Origin of the sequence: Variovorax sp. MSC1_012, assembly GCF_023667525.1 — a bacterium.
GTDB classification, from domain to species: Bacteria; Pseudomonadota; Gammaproteobacteria; order Burkholderiales; family Burkholderiaceae_C; genus Variovorax; species Variovorax beijingensis_B.
The window spans coordinates 4,169,588-4,185,543 of sequence record NZ_CM174443.1; the positions used below are offsets into that span (position 1 = coordinate 4,169,588).

Below are 15,956 nucleotides of genomic sequence, written 5' to 3' on the forward strand. Positions count from 1 at the left end.
ACCCAGGAGACACCCCCGTGGCTGACAAGGACCCCATTCGCGTTGGCATCCTTTACTCGGAAACCGGCGTCACCTCGACGATCGGGCTGTCGCAGCTGCAGGGCGCGCTGCTCGCCATCGGGGAAATCAACGAAGCCGGCGGCATCGACGGCCGCGAGATCGTGGCGGTGCGCTACGACCCGCAATCCAACCCCGCGCGCTACGCCCAGCTGGCCGAGAAGCTGATCGTGCAGGACCGCGTCAACGTGATCTTCGGCTGCTACATGTCCAGCAGCCGCAAGGCAGTGATCCCGGTGATCGAGAAATGGAACAAGCTGCTCTTCTACCCCACGCTCTACGAGGGCTTCGAGTACTCGGGCAACGTGATCTACACCGGAGCCGCGCCCAACCAGAACAGCGTGCAGCTGGCCGAATTCATGACCACGAACTTCGGCGCGCGCGTGTATCTGATCGGCTCCGACTACATCTATCCCTACGAGTCGAACCGCATCATGGGCGAGCTGGTGATGCAGCGACCGGGCAGCGAGAAGCTGGGCGAGCGCTACGTAGCGCTGGACGCCACTGAAAAGGACTACCGCGCGATCATGGACGACATCCGCGACAGGCAGCCCGACTTCATCTTCTCGACCGTGGTGGGCGACTCCACGGCGAGCCTCTACCGCGCGTATGCGGAAGCGGGCTTCGATCCGAAGACGATGCCGATCTCGAGCCTCACCACGTCGGAAGCCGAGATTTCGCAGATGGGGCCCGGCGTGGCCACGGGGCACTTCACCGCAGCGCCGTATTTCCAGTCGATCGACTCGGCCGCCAACCGGCGCTGCCTCGCGCGGCTGCGCGAACGCTTCGGCGACGGCTGCGTGCCCAACCTGTGCTGGGAGGCCTCGTATTTCCAGATGCACATCTTCGCCAATGCGTTCCGCCAATCGGGCAGCGACGGCATTGCGGAGATCCTGCCGCACATCCTGGGCAGCGAGTTCGATGCGCCGCAGGGCCGCGTGAAGATCGATCCGGCGAACCATCACACCTGCCTATACCCCCGCATCGGCCGGGTCGATGCGCACGGGCAGTTCACCATCGTTCGGCAGGCGACGCGCGCGGTGTACCCCGATCCCTATCTGGTCACCCACTCGCTGGGCGACTGGACGGCCAGGCTCGATACGCTGGAGCTCTAGGATGGACGGCGCCGCCCCCAAGCGACACACCCTGCGGATGACGCCGCCGCAGCTGAAAGAACTGCGCCTGCTGAAGATCGCGGTGATCCACCCTGACGATGCAGACGGCCGCCAGCTCACACAGCAGCTGCAGCGCATCGGCTGCCAGGTGCAGGCCTTCTGGCCGCCGGTGCAGGTGTTGCCCGAGGGCATCGACGTGGCCTTCATGGCGGTGCAGCCCGATTTCATCAACCTGCGCTTCGAGTGGACCCAGAGCGAGGATGCGCCCGCCATCATCGCCGTGGTGACCTACGAGAATCCGACCATCGTCGAGGCCGTGCTGGAGATCGGCGCCAAGGCGGTGCTGCCCTCGCCGGTGCGCTCCTTCGGGTTGCTCTCCGCCTTGGTCGTGGCGCGCGAAGCGCACAAGGAAAGCCGATCGCTCGCGCGGCGCCTTCGCAAGGTCGAGGCCAAGCTGCTCGGCGTGCGGCAGCTTGCCGAAGCCAAGAGCATCCTCATGAAGACGCACAGCGTCTCCGAAGGGCAAGCGCACGACCTGATCCGCGACCAGGCGATGAGCAAGCGCACGACCATGGAAGAGATCGCCGCAGCCATCGTCAACGCCAACGAAATCCTTTCACTCGGCACGCGCAGGCCCGGCCAGGGTTGAATCAGAGTTGGCGAACCGCCGCCAGCACCAGCAGCACGTGTTGCGTGGCGCCGAGCGCGACCCGGTGCTCAGCCCCTGGCGAACTCCAGCAGCGTCTCGATCACGCGCTGCGTGGCACCGTCCAGCGTGCCCTGCGCGCGGTACGCAATGGCCAGGTGGCGCGTGAGTTTCGGGCTCAGCGGCCGTGTCTGCACGTGCTCGCCGGCGTCGGTGACTTTCCCGCCGTCGGGTGCGGGCAGCAGCGCCACGCCGTAGCCGGCGGCCACCAGGCCGCGCATCGCGACGTCGTAGTCGTGCTCGATGCGCGCGCGGGGTGCGAAGCCGGCGTGCGCGAACCACTCCATGGTCAGCGCGAACATGCGCGAACCCGGCTCGTTCATGATCAGCGGCTGCTGCGCCAGCCAGGCCGGCGTGATGCGCCGCGGCGCCTGCCAGCGCGCGGGGATGAAGGCCATCATCGAATGCTGGCGCCAGGGTGTCAGCGCCAGGCCCGGCATCGCGGGCTGGGGCAGCGCGATGATGGCCAGGTCCAGGGTGCCGGCCAGCACGCCGGCGACCGAATACTCCGAGCCCATGAAACTGGGCGTCAGCACGATGTCGGGATAGCGCTCCAGCAGGGCATGGAACACCGGCGGCAGCAGGTCGACCACCACGCTGGTGGTGCTGCAGCCGATGCGCACCTGGCCGGCCAGTCCCTTGTGCTGGCGCCGCACCGCATCGATGGCGTCGTCGGCATCGCGCAGCAGGCGCCTGCCGCGCTCCACCAGCACGGCCCCTGCCGCGGTCGGCGTGACCCGCCGCGCGCCGCGCAGCACCAGCGACGCGCCGAGCCGCGATTCGAGTTCGCTGATGTGCAGGCTCACAGTGGGTTGCGCGAGATGCAGCGCCTTGGCCGCCGCCGAGAACGTGCCCAGATCGGCAATGGCGATGAGCGTGCGAAGTTGATCGAGGTTGAGCTGTCGCATCAGGAATACTGATTGAAGGTGTCAGAAATCTCAACTTTCACAATAGCACGCACCGCCGCAAGATGAGCGCTCCCCACAAGGAGACCCATCGTGACAGCGCCGACGCACTCGACCTTTCATCAACGCCTGATGCATGCCCTGCGCAGCTGGCGCCGCCGCGCCGCGGAGCGCCGCCGCGCCCACATGGACGCGCGGCACCTGGCCGGCATGAACGATCATGAACTGTGCGACCTGGGCATCGGCCGCAGCGAGGTGGCCGGATTGCTCGACCGGCATCGCTGACCACCGGATTTGAGGTTCAATCCGGGGCGTGCCCCAAACCGCCGCCCCCACCCCGCTTTCCATCGAACTCACCTCGCCGCAATCGGTCAACGGCCAGCGCGCGGCGTTCCAGTCGCTCTGGCTGCTCGCACGCATGAAGCATGCGCACGATGCCGAAGGCGGCCTCGTGCGGCTGGCCGACCTGCGCGGCGAAGTCTCCGATGCGAGCACGCTGCGCATGGTCGTGAGCCGCGCGTTCCGAGACTTCAGGGCCTGGCACATCGAGGTCGGCTGGGGCGAGGACACGCAGCGCGAGCCGCGCTTCCTGAATGCCGAGCGCCGCAGCCAGGGACCTTTCTGGCTGCCGCCCGCCGAGGCGAAGCGCGTGCGCATGCTGGTGGGCGGCCGCGCCGCGACGCCCGCCGAGGTGGCTTCTTTCCTGGGGCTGCGCTCGCGCAGGGCCCGTGCGGCAGAACCCGGCTCGCTGCCGCCCGATGCCGTGCACCTGCAGGACGCCGCGTTCTGGAAGCAGCTGGTGGCCTCGCAGCAGGCGGCGCGGCAAGGCCGGCTCATGGCGCCGGTGGCGGGCGGCAGCGCGGCCGGGTCGCCGGCCAGTGCGCTGGAGTCGATCCGCCTGGCCGGCACGCTGGCGGCCACCGATTTCCAGCGCGCGCTGGTCACGCTCAACGAGGCGATGCTGTGGCGCCGCCTCGGCGACAACGAGCAGGCGCGCCGCCGCCTGCAGGCGCTCAAGAAGCAGCGCCTGGCCCACCACGTGGCGGGCAACGACTACCTGGGTGCGATGGAATGCATCGTCTCGGCCTGGTGCGCCTACACCGCGCGCGACCTGCCGCTCGCGCAATCGCTGCTGGGCGGCATGGCGAACGATGCGGCGCGCAGCCTGGTGCTGCGGCACCACCCCGACGTGCGCTTCGAGTGGTGCAACCTCTGGGCGCTGGTGTGCCGATCGCGCGCGCTGGGGCTTTCCGGCGACGACAAGCCAGCCGCCGCGGCGCTCGCCGAAGAATCGCTGCAGCGCTTCGGCGAGGCACTGGCGGCCGCCTTCGAATCGCATTCCTTCGATGCCGCGCAGCACGTGGCCGCCAACATGGGCATGGCCGCGTGGCTGTTCGACCGCGTGGGCCTGTCCGACCTGCCGGCGCTCGCGCACGACGGCCATGCCGACACCACGCGCCGCGCCGTGCAATGGATCGCCTTCAGCGAATGGCTCTGCGGCCACACCGACGGCCAGGGCCGCTCGGCCTGGAACGCGATCTACCTGATGCGCATCGCGCGCGGCCACTGCCGGCCTGAGGAGCAGCCCACGCTCGCGCAGTTCCGCGCGCAGAAGCCGCTGGACCCGGCCGCGGTCTCCCGGCTCGCCGGGCCGCTCGCGGACGCCTTCGATGCCGCGCACTGGCCCGCGCGCTGGGTCGAGGTGGCGCAGGCGCGGCTGGCCGACCACCAGGCCGGCCGGCGCCGCTACCCCGGCCTGCAGCATTGCAGCCTGCTGTTCGAGCACGCCTGGTACGCGGCGCACGCGGGCGACCTGAAGGCGGCCGAACAGTCGCTGGCGTCATTGCGCGAAGCCCTGCCGCAGCTGGTGCCGAGCGACCGCGCCTACTTCACCGAGTCGTGGAACGACACGCTGCCGGCCGAGCTGGTGCTCGAAGCCAAGCCGCCGCGGCGGCCGGCAGCGCGCAAGAAAACCCTGCCCCGCTGATCAGCGCGCAGCCGGCGCGCCGGTCGACTTGCGCACCACGAGCTCGGGACGCAGCACCACGGTCGATGCCGACATCGCGCGGCCGTCGATCTCCTCGAACAGCATCTCGGCCGCGCGCCAGCCGAGCTCGCGATGCGGCAGGCGGATGGTGGTGAGCGGCGGGTCGACCATGTCGACCAGCGGCATGTCGTTGTGGCCGGTGACCGAGATGTCCTTCGGCACGCGCAGGCCGGCCTGGCGCAGTGCGTCGTAGGCACCCAGCGCCACGAGGTCGTTGCAGCACACCACGGCCTGCGGGGCCGGGCCGGCCTCCAGCATCTGCCGCATGGCGGCCGCGCCGGCCTCGCGGCTGTAGCTCTCGCACTCGACCACGCGCAGCGGCTTCATGCGGTGGTCGCGCAGCGCCTGCTCCAGGCCCAGGCGCCGGCCCACGCCGGTGGGAATGTTCTGCGGCCCGGCGAGATGCGCGATGCGCTTGTGGCCCAGGCCCACGAGGTGGTCGACCGCGAGCTTCATCGCAAGCCGGTCGTCGCTCACCACGGCCGGCAGGCGCCCGGTCTCGTCGGCGCGGTTGACCAGCACCGCCGTCATGCCGGCCTTGGCGACGAAGTCGACCAGCGGATCGTCGCGCGTGGCGGTGGCCAGGATCACGCCGTCGACGCGCTGCGCCAGCATGCGTTCGAGCACCGGCCGCGCGAGCGCAGGGTCGACCACGTTGGTGACGAACACGAAGTACCCGCGCGCCGCCGCGCTGGCCTCGATGCCCTGCAGGATGGGCGGGAACACCGCGTTGGTGATGTCGGGCACCAGCACGCCGATGGTGTGGGTGCGGCCCGTGCGCAGGGCCGAGGCCGCGCGGTTGGGCCGGTAGCCCAGGCGCTGCGCGGCCTCCTCCACCACGCGCAGCACCTCGTCGCTGATCAGCGAGCGCTTCTCGGGGCTGAGTGCGCGCGAGACGGTCGACACATGCACGCCGGCCGCGTGGGCAACGTCGCGGATGGTCACGGGGGAAGAAGGCGAGCTGGTACTCATGGGCTGGTTGATGCAAACGATTGTCACTAGGCTGGCTGCCAAGAATGGCTTTCCGGTATTCCCAGGTCGGGTAACAGGGGCATTTTACTTTCTGCCGGTTTGGACTAAGATCATGCAAACGATTGCATGAAACCCCGACGAGACTCCCATGAACATCGCCACTTCCCCTGACTCGGTGCTGGGCTTCGCACTCGAAGCCATGGAGCGCACGCCCGACCCGCGGCTGCGCACCGTGATGAACGCACTCACGCGCCACCTCCATGCCTTCGTCCAGGAGGTGAAGCTGACCGAGGAAGAGTTCGAGCAGGCGCTCGAATTCATCGTCGCCATCGGCCAGGCCACGGGCGAGAAGAAGAACGAGGTGGTGCTGGCGGCCGACATCCTCGGTATCTCCACCGTGGTGGCGCTGCAGAACAACCAGGACCCGCACGGCGAATCGCCGGCCGCGCTGCTCGGCCCGTTCTGGCGCGCGAATTCGCCGGCCTGCGCGCTGGGCGACAGCATCGCGCGCTCGGGCACGCCGGGCCTTCCGCTCGCGGTGGCGGGCACGGTGCGCAATGCGCGGGGCGAGCCGATCGCAGGCGCCACGGTCGACGTGTGGCAAGCCTCGCCCATCGGCCTTTACGAGAACCAGGACCCGGCGCAGGAAGACATGAACCTGCGCGGCCGCTTCACCACCGACGCGCAAGGGCGCTTCCATTTCCGCAGCGTGCGGCCGGCCGGCTATCCGGTGCCGACCGACGGGCCCTGCGGCGTGCTGCTGCGCGCGCAGCAGCGCCACCCCAACCGGCCCGCGCACCTGCACTTCATGGTGAGCAAGCCGGGCCACAAGGTGCTGGTCACGCAGGTGTTCGCCGATGACGACCAGAACCTCGAGAGCGACCCGACCTTCGGCGTGACGCAGCGGCTGATCGGCTGCTTCGCGCTGGCACCCGACGGGCAGAGCGCCACCCTGCAATATGACTTCCAGCTCGAACCGGGCGAGATGAAGTTTCCGCGTCCCCCCATCCCCTGAACCCACGCTTGCATCCATGAGCTTCGATCCTGTTTCCCGACTCGACGGCAAGGTTGCCGTCATCACCGGCGGCCTTGGCGCCATCGGCTACGCCACGGCGGTGCGACTTGCAACGCTAGGCGCCACCTGCGTGCTGCTGCACCGCAAGGGCGACGATGCGGCTGCCCGCGCGGCCGCCCTGCCCTCCACCAGCGGACAACGCCACACGGCGATCCGCGCCGACATCGTCGATACGCCGAGCCTGCAGGCCGCGGCCGCCGAGGTGAAAGCCACGCACGGGCGCTGCGACATCCTGGTCAACAGCGCCGGGCACACTCAGCCCGTTCCCGCGGGCGACCTCGATGCGCTGACCGACGAACTCATCGACGAGCTGCTGCGCGCCAACTTCCGCGGCGTGTTCGCGACCATCCGCGCCTTCGCGCCGATGCTGAAGGACAGCGGCGACGGGCTCGTCGCCAATATCTCGTCGATCGCGGGCTTCACGGGCGTGGGCAGCAACCTCGCATACGTCGCGGCCAAGGCCGGGCTCGACGTGGTGGGCGATGCGCTCGCCAAGGCGCTGGCGCCGGCGGTGCGCGTGGTGTCGGTGTCGCCGGGCGCGGTCGAATCGGGCTTCGTGCCGGGCCGCGGCGCGGAGTTCGCCGGCAAGATGGCGAGCACCACGCCGCTCGGACGCATCGGCAAGCCCGACGACGTGGCCGCCGCGGTCGAGGCGCTCGCGACGACGATGCGCTTCGTCACCGGCACGCGCATCGTGGTCGATGGAGGGCGTCACCTGTGAGCAACGCCAAGACCCTCATCACCTGCGCCGTCACGGGCAACCTCGTGAAGCCCGAGCAGACGCCGCACCTGCCGATCACGCCGGTGCAGATCGCCGACGAATGCCTGGCCGCCGCGGAGGCCGGTGCGGGGCAGGTGCACATCCACGTGCGCCATCCCGAGACCGGCAAGCCTTCGATGGAGGTCGAGCTCTACCGCGAAGTGGTCGACCGCATCCGGCGCGGCAATCGCGAACTGGTCATCAACCTCACGACCGGCCCGGGCGGGCGCTTCATTCCGAGCGAGGACGATCCGAAGATCGCCGCCCCCGGCACCACGCTGCTGCCGCCCGAGAAGCGCGTGGAGCACATCGCGCTGATCAGGCCCGACGTGTGCTCGCTCGATCTCAACACCATGAATTCCGGCCCCGACGTGGTGATGAACACGCCGAGGAACGTGCGCCGCATGGCCAAGGTGATCCGCGAGGCGGGCGTGAAGCCGGAGCTGGAGATCTTCGATTCGGGCGACATCAATCTCGCCCTCGACCTGATTGCCGACGGCACGCTCGACGGCCCGGCGATGTGGACCTTCGTCCTCGGCGTGAAGTACGGTTTCGCGCGCACGCCCGAGACGCTGCTGTATGCCCGCAGCATGCTGCCGCGCGGCGCCTTCTGGAGTGCCTTCGGCATCGGCCGCATGGAGTTCCCGATCGTCGCGCAGGCCTGGCTGCTCGGTGGCCATGTGCGCGTGGGCATGGAAGACAACATCTACCTGGAGAAAGGCGTGCTGGCCGAGAGCAATGCGCAGCTGGTGGCGAAGGCGCGCGACATCCTGCTGAGCCTGGGCGGCGAGGTTGCCAATCCGCGGGAGGCGCGCGCCATGCTGGGTCTGTCTGGTGCGGGGAGCTAGGAGATGGGAACCTGCTTCTCTGCTGTGTTTGAGGTGCGTTGTTCAGGGCTCGATCCCGCCGACGGGGTACGCGGCGAAGCGAATGTCCTCCGGCCTGCGGCCTCCCCCTTTATTTCGCTGCGCAAGGCACCCCATCGACGTGATCGTTGGGCAGGGCGGTCGTTGATCCGCCAGCACAAGCGCCGCGCCTCTCGTGCACAGGGCATCGGGTGCTCCCCGCAGCGAAATCAAGGAGGAGGCCGAAGGCCGGGGGACATTCGCGGAGGGGAGTACCCGGTGGCCTGTGCACGCGCCCTGAACAACAGCACATCCAAACAACACAAGCACTCCGCAACATGAGCATCGCCGCCATGCACACGACCCACACCTCCCGCGCACTGCGCGTGAACGAGAAGGCCGTCAACCTCGACGTACTGCAGCTCGAAGCCGCGCCACAGCCCGAACCCGCAGCTCCCCCCGGCCACGCCGTGGTGCAAGTCGCCGCCGCCGCGGTCAACCCGAGCGACGTCAAGGCGACGCTCGGCCTCATGCCCCAGGCCGTCTGGCCCCGCACGCCGGGCCGCGACTTCGCGGGCACCGTGGTGAGCGGTCCAGCCGAATGGATCGGCCGCGAAGTCTATGGCTCGGGCGGCGACATCGGCATCACGCGCGACGGCTCGCATGCGCGCTATCTCGTGCTGCCCGAAGCCGCACTGCGCGCCAAGCCCCAGGGCATCTCGATGGACGAGGCCGGCGCGGTGGGCGTGCCCTTCGTCACCGCCTACGAGGGCTTCAGGCGCAGCGGCATGCCGCAGGCCGGGCAGACCGTGCTGGTGCTCGGCGCCAACGGCAAGGTCGGGCAGGCGGCGGTGCAGCTGGCCTCGCAGGCCGGCGCGCGCGTGATCGCGGTGCAGCGCCGCGCCGGGCCGTTCGAAGGCTTCGCGTGCGGGCCGGTCGACGTGATCGATGCACGCCACCATGCCGACGTGGGCGCGCAGGTGCGCGAGCTCACCGGCGGGCGCGGCGCAAACATCGTCTACAACACCGTCGGCAGCGCCTACTTCGAGGCCGCCAACAAGGCCATGGCCAAGGGCGCGACGCAGATCTTCATTGCGACGCACGAACGCGCCGTGCCCTTCGACATCTTCGCGTTCTACCGCGGCATGCACACCTTCGTGGGCATCGACTCGCTCGCGATGGACTGCGTGGCCTCCACAGCCCAGCTCGATGCGATGCGCGAAGGCTTCGAGCGCGGCATGCTCAAGCCCTTTCCCGTGGCGCGGCACTTCACGCTCGACGAAGCGATGGACGCCTACCGGCTGGTGCTCTCGGGCAGCACCGACCGCGTCGTGCTGCGCCCCTGAATCGAACAACCCAAGGAACACCGCCATGCACGTGACCCGTTTCAGCGAAGCGCCGCACTACGAGGCGCCCAACCATTTCGACATGCGCTGCCTGCGCCTGCAGGGCAAGGAGGCCGGGCCTTCGACGCAGATGTGGATGGGCATGAGCCAGATCCTGCCCGGCGGCCGCACCGGGCTCGACGGCTCGCCAATGGAGAAGCTCTACCTCGTGCTCGAAGGCCAGCTTCATGTGGTCGGCGAGCTCGACGGCGCGCACGAGGAAGAAGTGCTCGGCCCCTACGACAGCTGCCGCTTCGCGCCCGGCGAAAAGCGGCAGCTCGAGAACCGCAGCAACCGGCCGGTGCTGGTGGCGCTGGTGATGCCGAACAGCGCGCCGCCGGGCTAGCGCTCCTTGCTTCCAGTCATTCATCGCTCACCCAATTAAATCAACGGAGACAAGACGCATGAAGAAGACATTCAACACCTGCAGCCGCCGGCAGGCGCTCACGCTGGCCGCGGCGCTCGCGGCCATCAGCACGCTCGGCGTCGCGCACGCGCAGAACGCATGGCCCGGCACGCAGCCGATCAAGCTCGTGGTGCCTTTCACGGCGGGCAGCGGCACCGACATCGTCGCGCGGCTCGTGGCCGAGAAGCTCGGGCCCGCGCTGGGCACCAGCGTGGTGGTGGACAACAAGCCCGGCGCGGGCGGCACGCTGGGCGCGGCCATCACGGCCAAGGCGCCGGCCGACGGCTACACACTGCTGGTGCATTCGGCCGGGCATCTCGTGAACCCGTGGATCTACAAGGGCCTGTCGTACGACACGATCAAGGACTTCAGCGGCATCACGCCGATGGCGAGCCTGCCCAACGTGCTGGTCACCGCGCCTTCGCACTTCGCGAACGTGCAGGACCTGGTCGCAAAGGCCAAGGCCAAGCCGGGCGGACTCAACTACGGCTCCGCGGGCAACGGCTCGGCCACGCACATGAACGCCGAGGTGTTCCGCCTCGCGGCCGGGCTCGATGCGCAGCACGTGCCCTTCCGCGGCACGCCCGAGGCCATGACCGAGGTGATGGCCGGACGCGTGGACTGGTTCTTCGCGCCGATGGTGTCGGCCCTGCCGCTCATCAGGAGCGGCAAGCTGCAGGCGCTGGCCGTGGGCACCGCGAAGCGTTCGCCCGCGCTGCCCGAGGCGCCCACCACGGTGGAAGCCGGCGTGCCGGGTTCCGAGTACCTGTTCTGGGTCGGGCTCTTCGCACCCGCGAAGACGCCGCAGCCAGTGGTGGACCGGCTGCAGGCGGAGGTCGCGAAGATCATGGCCTCGCCCGAACTCAAGGAACGGCTCGACAAGCTCGGCGCCGAGCCCTTCACGATGCCGTCGGCGCAGTTCAACAAGTTCATTGGCGATGAAACGGCCAAGGCGCAGCAGGTGGTCAAGGCAGCCAGCATCAAGGTCGACTGACCATGCTGCGCACACTGCTCACGGCGGCCGCGACGGCTGCATTGCTGCTGCTGCCGCCTGCAACGCAGGCCCAGCCGGCCGACCTGATCGTCACCAACGCGAAGATCGCCACGCTCGACGCGGCCGCCACCACCGCGCAGGCCCTGGCCGTGCGCGACGGCCGCATCGTGGCGGTCGGCAATGCCGCGCAGGTGCGCGCGCTCTCGGGCCCGATCACGCGCACGGTGGATGCGGGCGGCCGCACCGTGATCCCCGGCCTCATCGACTCGCACATGCATGCGGTGCGCGCAGCGCTGAGCTACTCGATCGAGGTCAACTGGATCGGCGCCGGCAGCATCGGCGAAGCCATGGACCGCATCCGCGCCGCGGCCGCGCGTGCGCGGCCCGGCGGCTGGCTGATCGTGGCGGGCGGCTGGACCGAGCAGCAGTTCGCCGAGCGCCGACGCCCCACCGCGGCCGAGCTGCAGGAGGCTGCGCCGAGCCATCCGGTGTACGTGCAGCTGTTCTACGAAGCGGTGGTGATGACGCCCAAGGCGCTCGAAGCGCTCGGCGTTCCGGCGGGCGCGCTGCCGGCCGGCATGAAGCCCGCAGCGGACGGCGCGCCGGGCTGGATGACGGGCGACATCGTCGGCATCTCGGCGCTGTTCGACAAGCTGCCCAAGCCGACCTACGAGGACAACCTGGCCGGCACGCGCGCCTTCTTCCGCGAGCTGAACCGCCTGGGCGTCACGGGCCTGGTGGACCCGGGCGGCTTCAGCATTGCGCCGTCGCAGTACGCGGCGCTGTTCGAGCTGTGGCGCGAGAAGGCGCTGACGCTGCGCGTGGCCTACAGCGTGTTCGCGCAGAAGCCCGGCGCCGAGCTGCAGGAGTTCCGCGATCTCACGCAGATGCTGCCGATGGGCTTCGGCGACGAGATGCTCAAGTTCAATGGCCTCGGCGAACGCGTGACGCTCGCGATGTACAACAACAATTTTCCCGACGCTGCCGCGAAGGAGAAGTTCTACGAACTCATCAAGTGGGCGGCGATGCGCAAGCTCGCGGTCACCATCCACTGGCAGGAGAACGGCTCGGTCGACCACCTGCTCGGGCTCTACGAGAAGCTCAACGCCGAAGTGCCGATCAAGGACCTGCGCTGGTCGATCGCGCACCTGGACGATGCCTCGCCCGAAACGCTCGCGCGCATGAAGGCGCTGGGCATCGGCTGGACGATGCAGGACGCGATGTACTTCCAGGGCGACCGCGCGCTCGCCACGCGCGGCGACGCGGCGCGCCGCATGCCGCCCATCGGCAGCGCGCTGCGCACCGGCGTGAACGTGGGCGCCGGCACCGATGCGCACCGCGTGGCTTCGTACAACCCCTTCGTCGCGCTGCAATGGATGCTCGACGGCAGGACGGTGAGCGGCAAGCCCATGCGCGGCGCCGACGAGACGCCCACGCGCGAACAGGCGCTGCGGCTCTACACGGCGGGCAGCGCGTGGTTCAGCTTCGACGAGGGCAAGCGCGGCACGCTCGAAGTGGGCAAGCTCGCGGACTTCGCGATCCTCGACCAGGACTTCTTCTCGGTGCCGCTGGAGCGCATGGGCAAGACGGTGTCGCTGATGACGGTGGTGGGCGGGCGCGTGGTGTATGCCGCGCGGCCCTTCGATGCGGCAGGCACCTCGGTGGCCGCGGCACCCTAGGAGGTCTGCGCGAGCGCCTGCCGCACGCGTTCGCGCAGCACCGGCAGCACCTCGCTCTCGAACCACGGGTGGTGCTTGAACCAGCCGGTGTTGCGCGGCGACGGATGCGGCAGCGGAATGAAGCGCGGTGCGTAGTCCGCAAAGGCCGCGACGGTTTCGGTGACGCCGGCCTTGCGCGCCGCGCCCAAAAAGTGGCGCTGCGCGTACTGGCCGATCAGCAGCGTGAGCTCGACCCGGCTCATCTGCGCGAGCAGGCGCGCATGCCAGAGCTCGGCGCACTCGCGGCGCGGCGGCAGGTCGCCGCTGCTGCCTCGGCCCGGGTAGCAGTAACCCATCGGCATGATCGCGATGCGCGCGGCGTCGTAGAACAGTTCGCGGTCGATGCCGAGCCAGCGGCGCAGCTGCTCACCGCTCTTGTCGTCCCATGGCAGGCCGGTGGCATGCACCGTCAGGCTCGGCGCCTGGCCGACGATCAGCAGGCGCGCGCTGGCGCTGGCCTGCACCACGGGCCGCGGGCCCAGCGGCAGCTGCGCGGCACATGCGGTGCAGCCGCGGATTTCCGCCAGCAGCGCGTCCATGGCGCCAGCCGGCGCGCTATTCGGAGAACCGGCCGAAGAACCCATTGAGATCGGCCCCCGAGGCCGCGCCTTCGAAGCCATCGAAGCAACCCTTCTCGGCAAGCACCCGCGCGGCGCGGTCGAAGCCGCCCCAGGCCGCGCGCGCGAGCGCGCCGCCCACGCTGACGCGCCGCACGCCGAGCGCGGCGATGTCCTGCATGCTGAGTTCGCTGGGCCAGCCGATCAGCAGGTTGACCGGCTTGGGCGCCACCGCGGCCACCACCGCCGCGATCTGCTCGCGCGTGCGGATGCCCGGCGCGTAGAGGCAATCGGCGCCGGCCTCGGCGTAGGCCTTGAGGCGGGCGATGGCGTCGTCGAGGTCAGGGCGGCCAACGAAGAAGTTCTCCGCACGGCCCACCAGCAGCGTGTCGCCGCCGGCCGCGTCGATGGCACGGCGAGCCGCGCGCAGCCGCTCGACCGCCACGCCGATCTCGAACAGCGGATTCGCCGCATCGCCGGTCGAGTCCTCGATCGACAGGCCCGCCACGCCGGTCTCGACCGCGAGGCGTACGCTTTCGGCCACGCCCTGGGCATCGGCCGCGAAGCCGTTCTCGAAGTCCGCATTCACCGGCAGGTCGGTGGCATTGACGATGTCGCGCAGGTGGGCCAGCACGGTGTCGCGCGATTGCCCTCCGTCGGCCAGGCCCTGCGACCAGGCGTGGCCCGAGCTCGTGGTGGCCAGCGCCTTGAAGCCCAGGCCCTGCAGCCAGCGGGCGCTGCCGGTGTCCCAGGGGTTGGGAATGGCGAAGCAGCCCTGTTCGTGCAGCGCGCGGAAGTCGGCGCGTTTCTGGGCGACGGTGCGGGTCATGGAAGCCTCATCTTTCTTTCTTGCGTGCGAAGGATGGGGTTTTAACGCAACGGCGTGGAGATTGCGCGAGCGCACCTTTCGGTGTTCTGATCGACCCCCATGTCCTACGTCATCCTGCTCTTCATCCATCTTCTTGCCGCCGCCTTCTGGGTCGGCGGCATGGCCACCCTGCACTTCGCGGTGCGCCCCGCCGCGGTCGCCACGCTGGAGCCGCCGCTGCGGCTGCGCACCATGGCCGCGGCGCTGCGGCGCTTCTTCGTGGGCGTGGACGCGGCCGTCACGCTGCTGTTCGCGACCGGCGTGGCGATGATCCTGCTCGCGGGCGGCTTCCGCTCGGTGCACTGGCGCGTGGAGGCGATGATGGGCATCGCCATCGTGATGGCCGGCATCTACGTGTACATCCGCGCCTCGGTGTTCAGGACGCTACGGCGTGCGGTGGAGGAAAGCGCGTGGCCGGTGGCGGCCGGGCGGCTCGACATGGTCCGCAAGCTGGTGAGCCTGAATCTCGCGCTCGGCGTGGCGGTGTTCGGCGTGGCGATCATCGGACGCGCCGGCTAGGTGGCAAGCTTACAGCCCGAGGGAGCCGATGCCGTGCGCAACCGCCACGGCCTGGGCGCGGACGGTGGCGCGGTCGAGCGTGCTGGACAGGCGCGGCGCGGGGCCGGCCGAGGCAGCTTCGGCGTACAGGTCGCCGGCGCGGGCGGCGGCCACGGCTTGCGTGCGCACCGCGGCACGATCGGTTGCGCTGGCGATGGCGACGGGCACGCCGGCCGTGGCGCCTTCGGCGTACTGGTCGGCGCCGTGGGCGGCGGCGACGGCATCGGCGCGCACGGCGACGCGGCTGGCGGTCGGCTGGAATTGCAGCACGCCCTGGTATTCCTCGGCGCTGGCGCTGGCGGCAAGCGCAGAGAAAACGGCGGCGGCAAGGAGGAGCTTGGTGGTCTTCATGGCAGTGTCTTTCAAAAGGATGGGATGAACATTCATCGCTGCGTCGGGATATCGCGTGGCGATGGATGAATTACATCGGCCGGCCGTATCTGCGATGTGTCCACATCCGGGCCGTTTTGCATGCGCGTGTGTGCGCTTCGCCGGCTGGACACAGTGGCGTACAAAAAAAGCCGGCCGTCGCGGCCGCGCTGCGGTCAGCCGGCCGGGCCCTTGAGTTCGACGCCGTTGCCGTCAGGGTCGGCGATGTAGATCGAAGGCCCGTTGCCCTCGGCGCCGAAGTTGTTCTGCACCTCGCCATGCACCGGCACGCCGTGCCGGGCCATCAGCGCGCGGATGGCCGCCTCGTCGAAGGGCTCGATGCGCAGGCAGAGGTGGTCAACGTTGCGGCCTTCCTTGCCGGCGAGCGCGCCGCCCTGCCGGCCGAGCGGGCCTTCGGGCGTGACGAGGTCGATCAGGCTCGAGCCGGCGCGCAGGTGCACGAGCCCCAGGTTGTCGCGGCGCCTCTCGACCTGGCAGCCCAGCACGTCGCGGTAGAAGGCAATCGACCGCTCGATGTCCTTCACGCGCAGCACGACATGGTCGATGCGCAGGACCGAGAACGGCGGGCTGTGCGTCGGGTTGGCCATGGCGTGCGTCC

General features: G+C 69.6%; 18 protein-coding genes. 12 read left to right on the forward strand and 6 right to left on the reverse strand.

Features of this window, described 5'->3' with window-relative positions:
• The first annotated feature begins 17 nt into the window (after nucleotides 1-17).
• Nucleotides 18-1,172, forward strand: a complete 1,155-nt coding sequence (locus L1081_RS19475; protein ID WP_489413646.1) for a transporter substrate-binding protein — start codon at nucleotides 18-20, stop codon at nucleotides 1,170-1,172.
• A gap of 1 nt (nucleotide 1,173) precedes the next feature.
• Nucleotides 1,174-1,821, forward strand: a complete 648-nt coding sequence (locus tag L1081_RS19480) for an ANTAR domain-containing protein (protein WP_489413647.1) — start codon at nucleotides 1,174-1,176, stop codon at nucleotides 1,819-1,821.
• Between the two features lie 68 nt (nucleotides 1,822-1,889).
• On the opposite strand, the gene L1081_RS19485 is transcribed toward L1081_RS19480, so the two are convergent.
• Nucleotides 1,890-2,786, reverse strand: a complete 897-nt coding sequence (locus tag L1081_RS19485) for a LysR substrate-binding domain-containing protein (RefSeq protein ID WP_489413648.1) — start codon at nucleotides 2,784-2,786, stop codon at nucleotides 1,890-1,892.
• Nucleotides 2,787-2,876: 90 nt separating this feature from the next.
• Here L1081_RS19485 and L1081_RS19490 point away from each other — a divergent pair, with 90 nt between their 5' ends.
• A complete protein-coding gene (locus tag L1081_RS19490; protein WP_489413649.1) occupies nucleotides 2,877-3,068 on the forward strand; it encodes a YjiS-like domain-containing protein in 192 nt (63 codons plus the stop codon).
• Between the two features lie 28 nt (nucleotides 3,069-3,096).
• Nucleotides 3,097-4,770, forward strand: coding sequence for a hypothetical protein (locus L1081_RS19495; RefSeq protein ID WP_489413650.1), 1,674 nt, complete (start codon nucleotides 3,097-3,099; stop codon nucleotides 4,768-4,770).
• Here L1081_RS19495 and L1081_RS19500 read toward each other — a convergent pair whose 3' ends face one another.
• Complete coding sequence (locus L1081_RS19500; RefSeq protein ID WP_489413651.1) at nucleotides 4,771-5,802, reverse strand: substrate-binding domain-containing protein; 1,032 nt, start codon at nucleotides 5,800-5,802, stop codon at nucleotides 4,771-4,773.
• Between the two features lie 148 nt (nucleotides 5,803-5,950).
• Between L1081_RS19500 and L1081_RS19505 the strand changes: the two genes are divergently transcribed.
• From L1081_RS19505 to L1081_RS19535, 7 genes are all read left to right on the forward strand, one after another.
• Entirely contained in the window at nucleotides 5,951-6,817 is an 867-nt protein-coding gene (locus L1081_RS19505; RefSeq protein WP_489413652.1) for a dioxygenase family protein, read from the forward strand.
• A gap of 16 nt (nucleotides 6,818-6,833) precedes the next feature.
• Nucleotides 6,834-7,598 carry an SDR family oxidoreductase gene (locus L1081_RS19510; RefSeq protein WP_489413653.1) on the forward strand — a complete coding sequence of 255 codons (765 nt, stop codon included), beginning with the start codon at nucleotides 6,834-6,836 and terminating at the stop codon, nucleotides 7,596-7,598.
• Entirely contained in the window at nucleotides 7,595-8,485 is an 891-nt protein-coding gene (locus L1081_RS19515) for a 3-keto-5-aminohexanoate cleavage protein (protein ID WP_489413654.1), read from the forward strand. The genes L1081_RS19510 and L1081_RS19515 overlap by 4 nt, the downstream gene beginning before the upstream one ends.
• A 335-nt stretch (nucleotides 8,486-8,820) precedes the next feature.
• Complete coding sequence (locus L1081_RS19520) at nucleotides 8,821-9,828, forward strand: zinc-binding dehydrogenase (RefSeq protein ID WP_489413655.1); 1,008 nt, start codon at nucleotides 8,821-8,823, stop codon at nucleotides 9,826-9,828.
• 25 nt (nucleotides 9,829-9,853) lie between these two features.
• Complete coding sequence (locus L1081_RS19525; RefSeq protein WP_489413656.1) at nucleotides 9,854-10,213, forward strand: cupin domain-containing protein; 360 nt, start codon at nucleotides 9,854-9,856, stop codon at nucleotides 10,211-10,213.
• Nucleotides 10,214-10,271: 58 nt separating this feature from the next.
• Nucleotides 10,272-11,267 (forward strand): tripartite tricarboxylate transporter substrate-binding protein, encoded by a 996-nt coding sequence (locus L1081_RS19530; protein ID WP_489413657.1) that lies wholly within the window; start codon nucleotides 10,272-10,274, stop codon nucleotides 11,265-11,267.
• 2 nt (nucleotides 11,268-11,269) lie between these two features.
• The gene (locus L1081_RS19535) at nucleotides 11,270-12,946 is read left to right on the forward strand and encodes an amidohydrolase family protein (protein ID WP_489413658.1); all 1,677 of its coding nucleotides are present in this window, start codon (nucleotides 11,270-11,272) and stop codon (nucleotides 12,944-12,946) included.
• Here L1081_RS19535 and L1081_RS19540 read toward each other — a convergent pair.
• Both L1081_RS19540 and L1081_RS19545 read right to left on the reverse strand, forming a co-directional pair.
• On the reverse strand, nucleotides 12,943-13,524 hold the full coding sequence (locus tag L1081_RS19540; RefSeq protein WP_489413659.1) for a uracil-DNA glycosylase family protein: 582 nt from the start codon (nucleotides 13,522-13,524) through the stop codon (nucleotides 12,943-12,945). The genes L1081_RS19535 and L1081_RS19540 overlap by 4 nt on opposite strands.
• Before the next feature lie 16 nt (nucleotides 13,525-13,540).
• Complete coding sequence (locus tag L1081_RS19545) at nucleotides 13,541-14,371, reverse strand: isocitrate lyase/phosphoenolpyruvate mutase family protein (RefSeq protein ID WP_489413660.1); 831 nt, start codon at nucleotides 14,369-14,371, stop codon at nucleotides 13,541-13,543.
• A 99-nt stretch (nucleotides 14,372-14,470) separates the two neighbouring features.
• On the opposite strand from L1081_RS19545, the gene L1081_RS19550 reads away from it, so the two are divergent.
• Nucleotides 14,471-14,929, forward strand: a complete 459-nt coding sequence (locus L1081_RS19550; RefSeq protein WP_489413661.1) for a CopD family protein — start codon at nucleotides 14,471-14,473, stop codon at nucleotides 14,927-14,929.
• 9 nt (nucleotides 14,930-14,938) lie between these two features.
• Here L1081_RS19550 and L1081_RS19555 read toward each other — a convergent pair whose 3' ends face one another.
• Nucleotides 14,939-15,319, reverse strand: a complete 381-nt coding sequence (locus tag L1081_RS19555; RefSeq protein ID WP_489413662.1) for a helicase SNF2 — start codon at nucleotides 15,317-15,319, stop codon at nucleotides 14,939-14,941.
• 194 nt (nucleotides 15,320-15,513) lie between these two features.
• Nucleotides 15,514-15,945, reverse strand: coding sequence for a VOC family protein (locus L1081_RS19560; RefSeq protein WP_489413663.1), 432 nt, complete (start codon nucleotides 15,943-15,945; stop codon nucleotides 15,514-15,516).
• Nucleotides 15,946-15,956 lie beyond the last annotated feature (11 nt).

Excerpts from the sequence above, each read along its gene's own strand:
- L1081_RS19540 (WP_489413659.1), bottom strand. The coding sequence starts at position 13,524 with ATGGACGCGCTGCTGGCGGAAATCCGCGGCTGCACCGCATGTGCCGCG.
- L1081_RS19510 (WP_489413653.1), top strand. The coding sequence starts at position 6,834 with ATGAGCTTCGATCCTGTTTCCCGACTCGACGGCAAGGTTGCCGTCATC.
- L1081_RS19555 (WP_489413662.1), bottom strand. The coding sequence starts at position 15,319 with ATGAAGACCACCAAGCTCCTCCTTGCCGCCGCCGTTTTCTCTGCGCTT.
- L1081_RS19525 (WP_489413656.1), top strand. The coding sequence starts at position 9,854 with ATGCACGTGACCCGTTTCAGCGAAGCGCCGCACTACGAGGCGCCCAAC.
- L1081_RS19530 (WP_489413657.1), top strand. The coding sequence starts at position 10,272 with ATGAAGAAGACATTCAACACCTGCAGCCGCCGGCAGGCGCTCACGCTG.
- L1081_RS19500 (WP_489413651.1), bottom strand. The coding sequence starts at position 5,802 with ATGAGTACCAGCTCGCCTTCTTCCCCCGTGACCATCCGCGACGTTGCC.
- L1081_RS19535 (WP_489413658.1), top strand. The coding sequence starts at position 11,270 with ATGCTGCGCACACTGCTCACGGCGGCCGCGACGGCTGCATTGCTGCTG.
- L1081_RS19480 (WP_489413647.1), top strand. The coding sequence starts at position 1,174 with ATGGACGGCGCCGCCCCCAAGCGACACACCCTGCGGATGACGCCGCCG.
- L1081_RS19485 (WP_489413648.1), bottom strand. The coding sequence starts at position 2,786 with ATGCGACAGCTCAACCTCGATCAACTTCGCACGCTCATCGCCATTGCC.
- L1081_RS19560 (WP_489413663.1), bottom strand. The coding sequence starts at position 15,945 with ATGGCCAACCCGACGCACAGCCCGCCGTTCTCGGTCCTGCGCATCGAC.
- L1081_RS19550 (WP_489413661.1), top strand. The coding sequence starts at position 14,471 with ATGTCCTACGTCATCCTGCTCTTCATCCATCTTCTTGCCGCCGCCTTC.
- L1081_RS19505 (WP_489413652.1), top strand. The coding sequence starts at position 5,951 with ATGAACATCGCCACTTCCCCTGACTCGGTGCTGGGCTTCGCACTCGAA.
- L1081_RS19520 (WP_489413655.1), top strand. The coding sequence starts at position 8,821 with ATGAGCATCGCCGCCATGCACACGACCCACACCTCCCGCGCACTGCGC.
- L1081_RS19545 (WP_489413660.1), bottom strand. The coding sequence starts at position 14,371 with ATGACCCGCACCGTCGCCCAGAAACGCGCCGACTTCCGCGCGCTGCAC.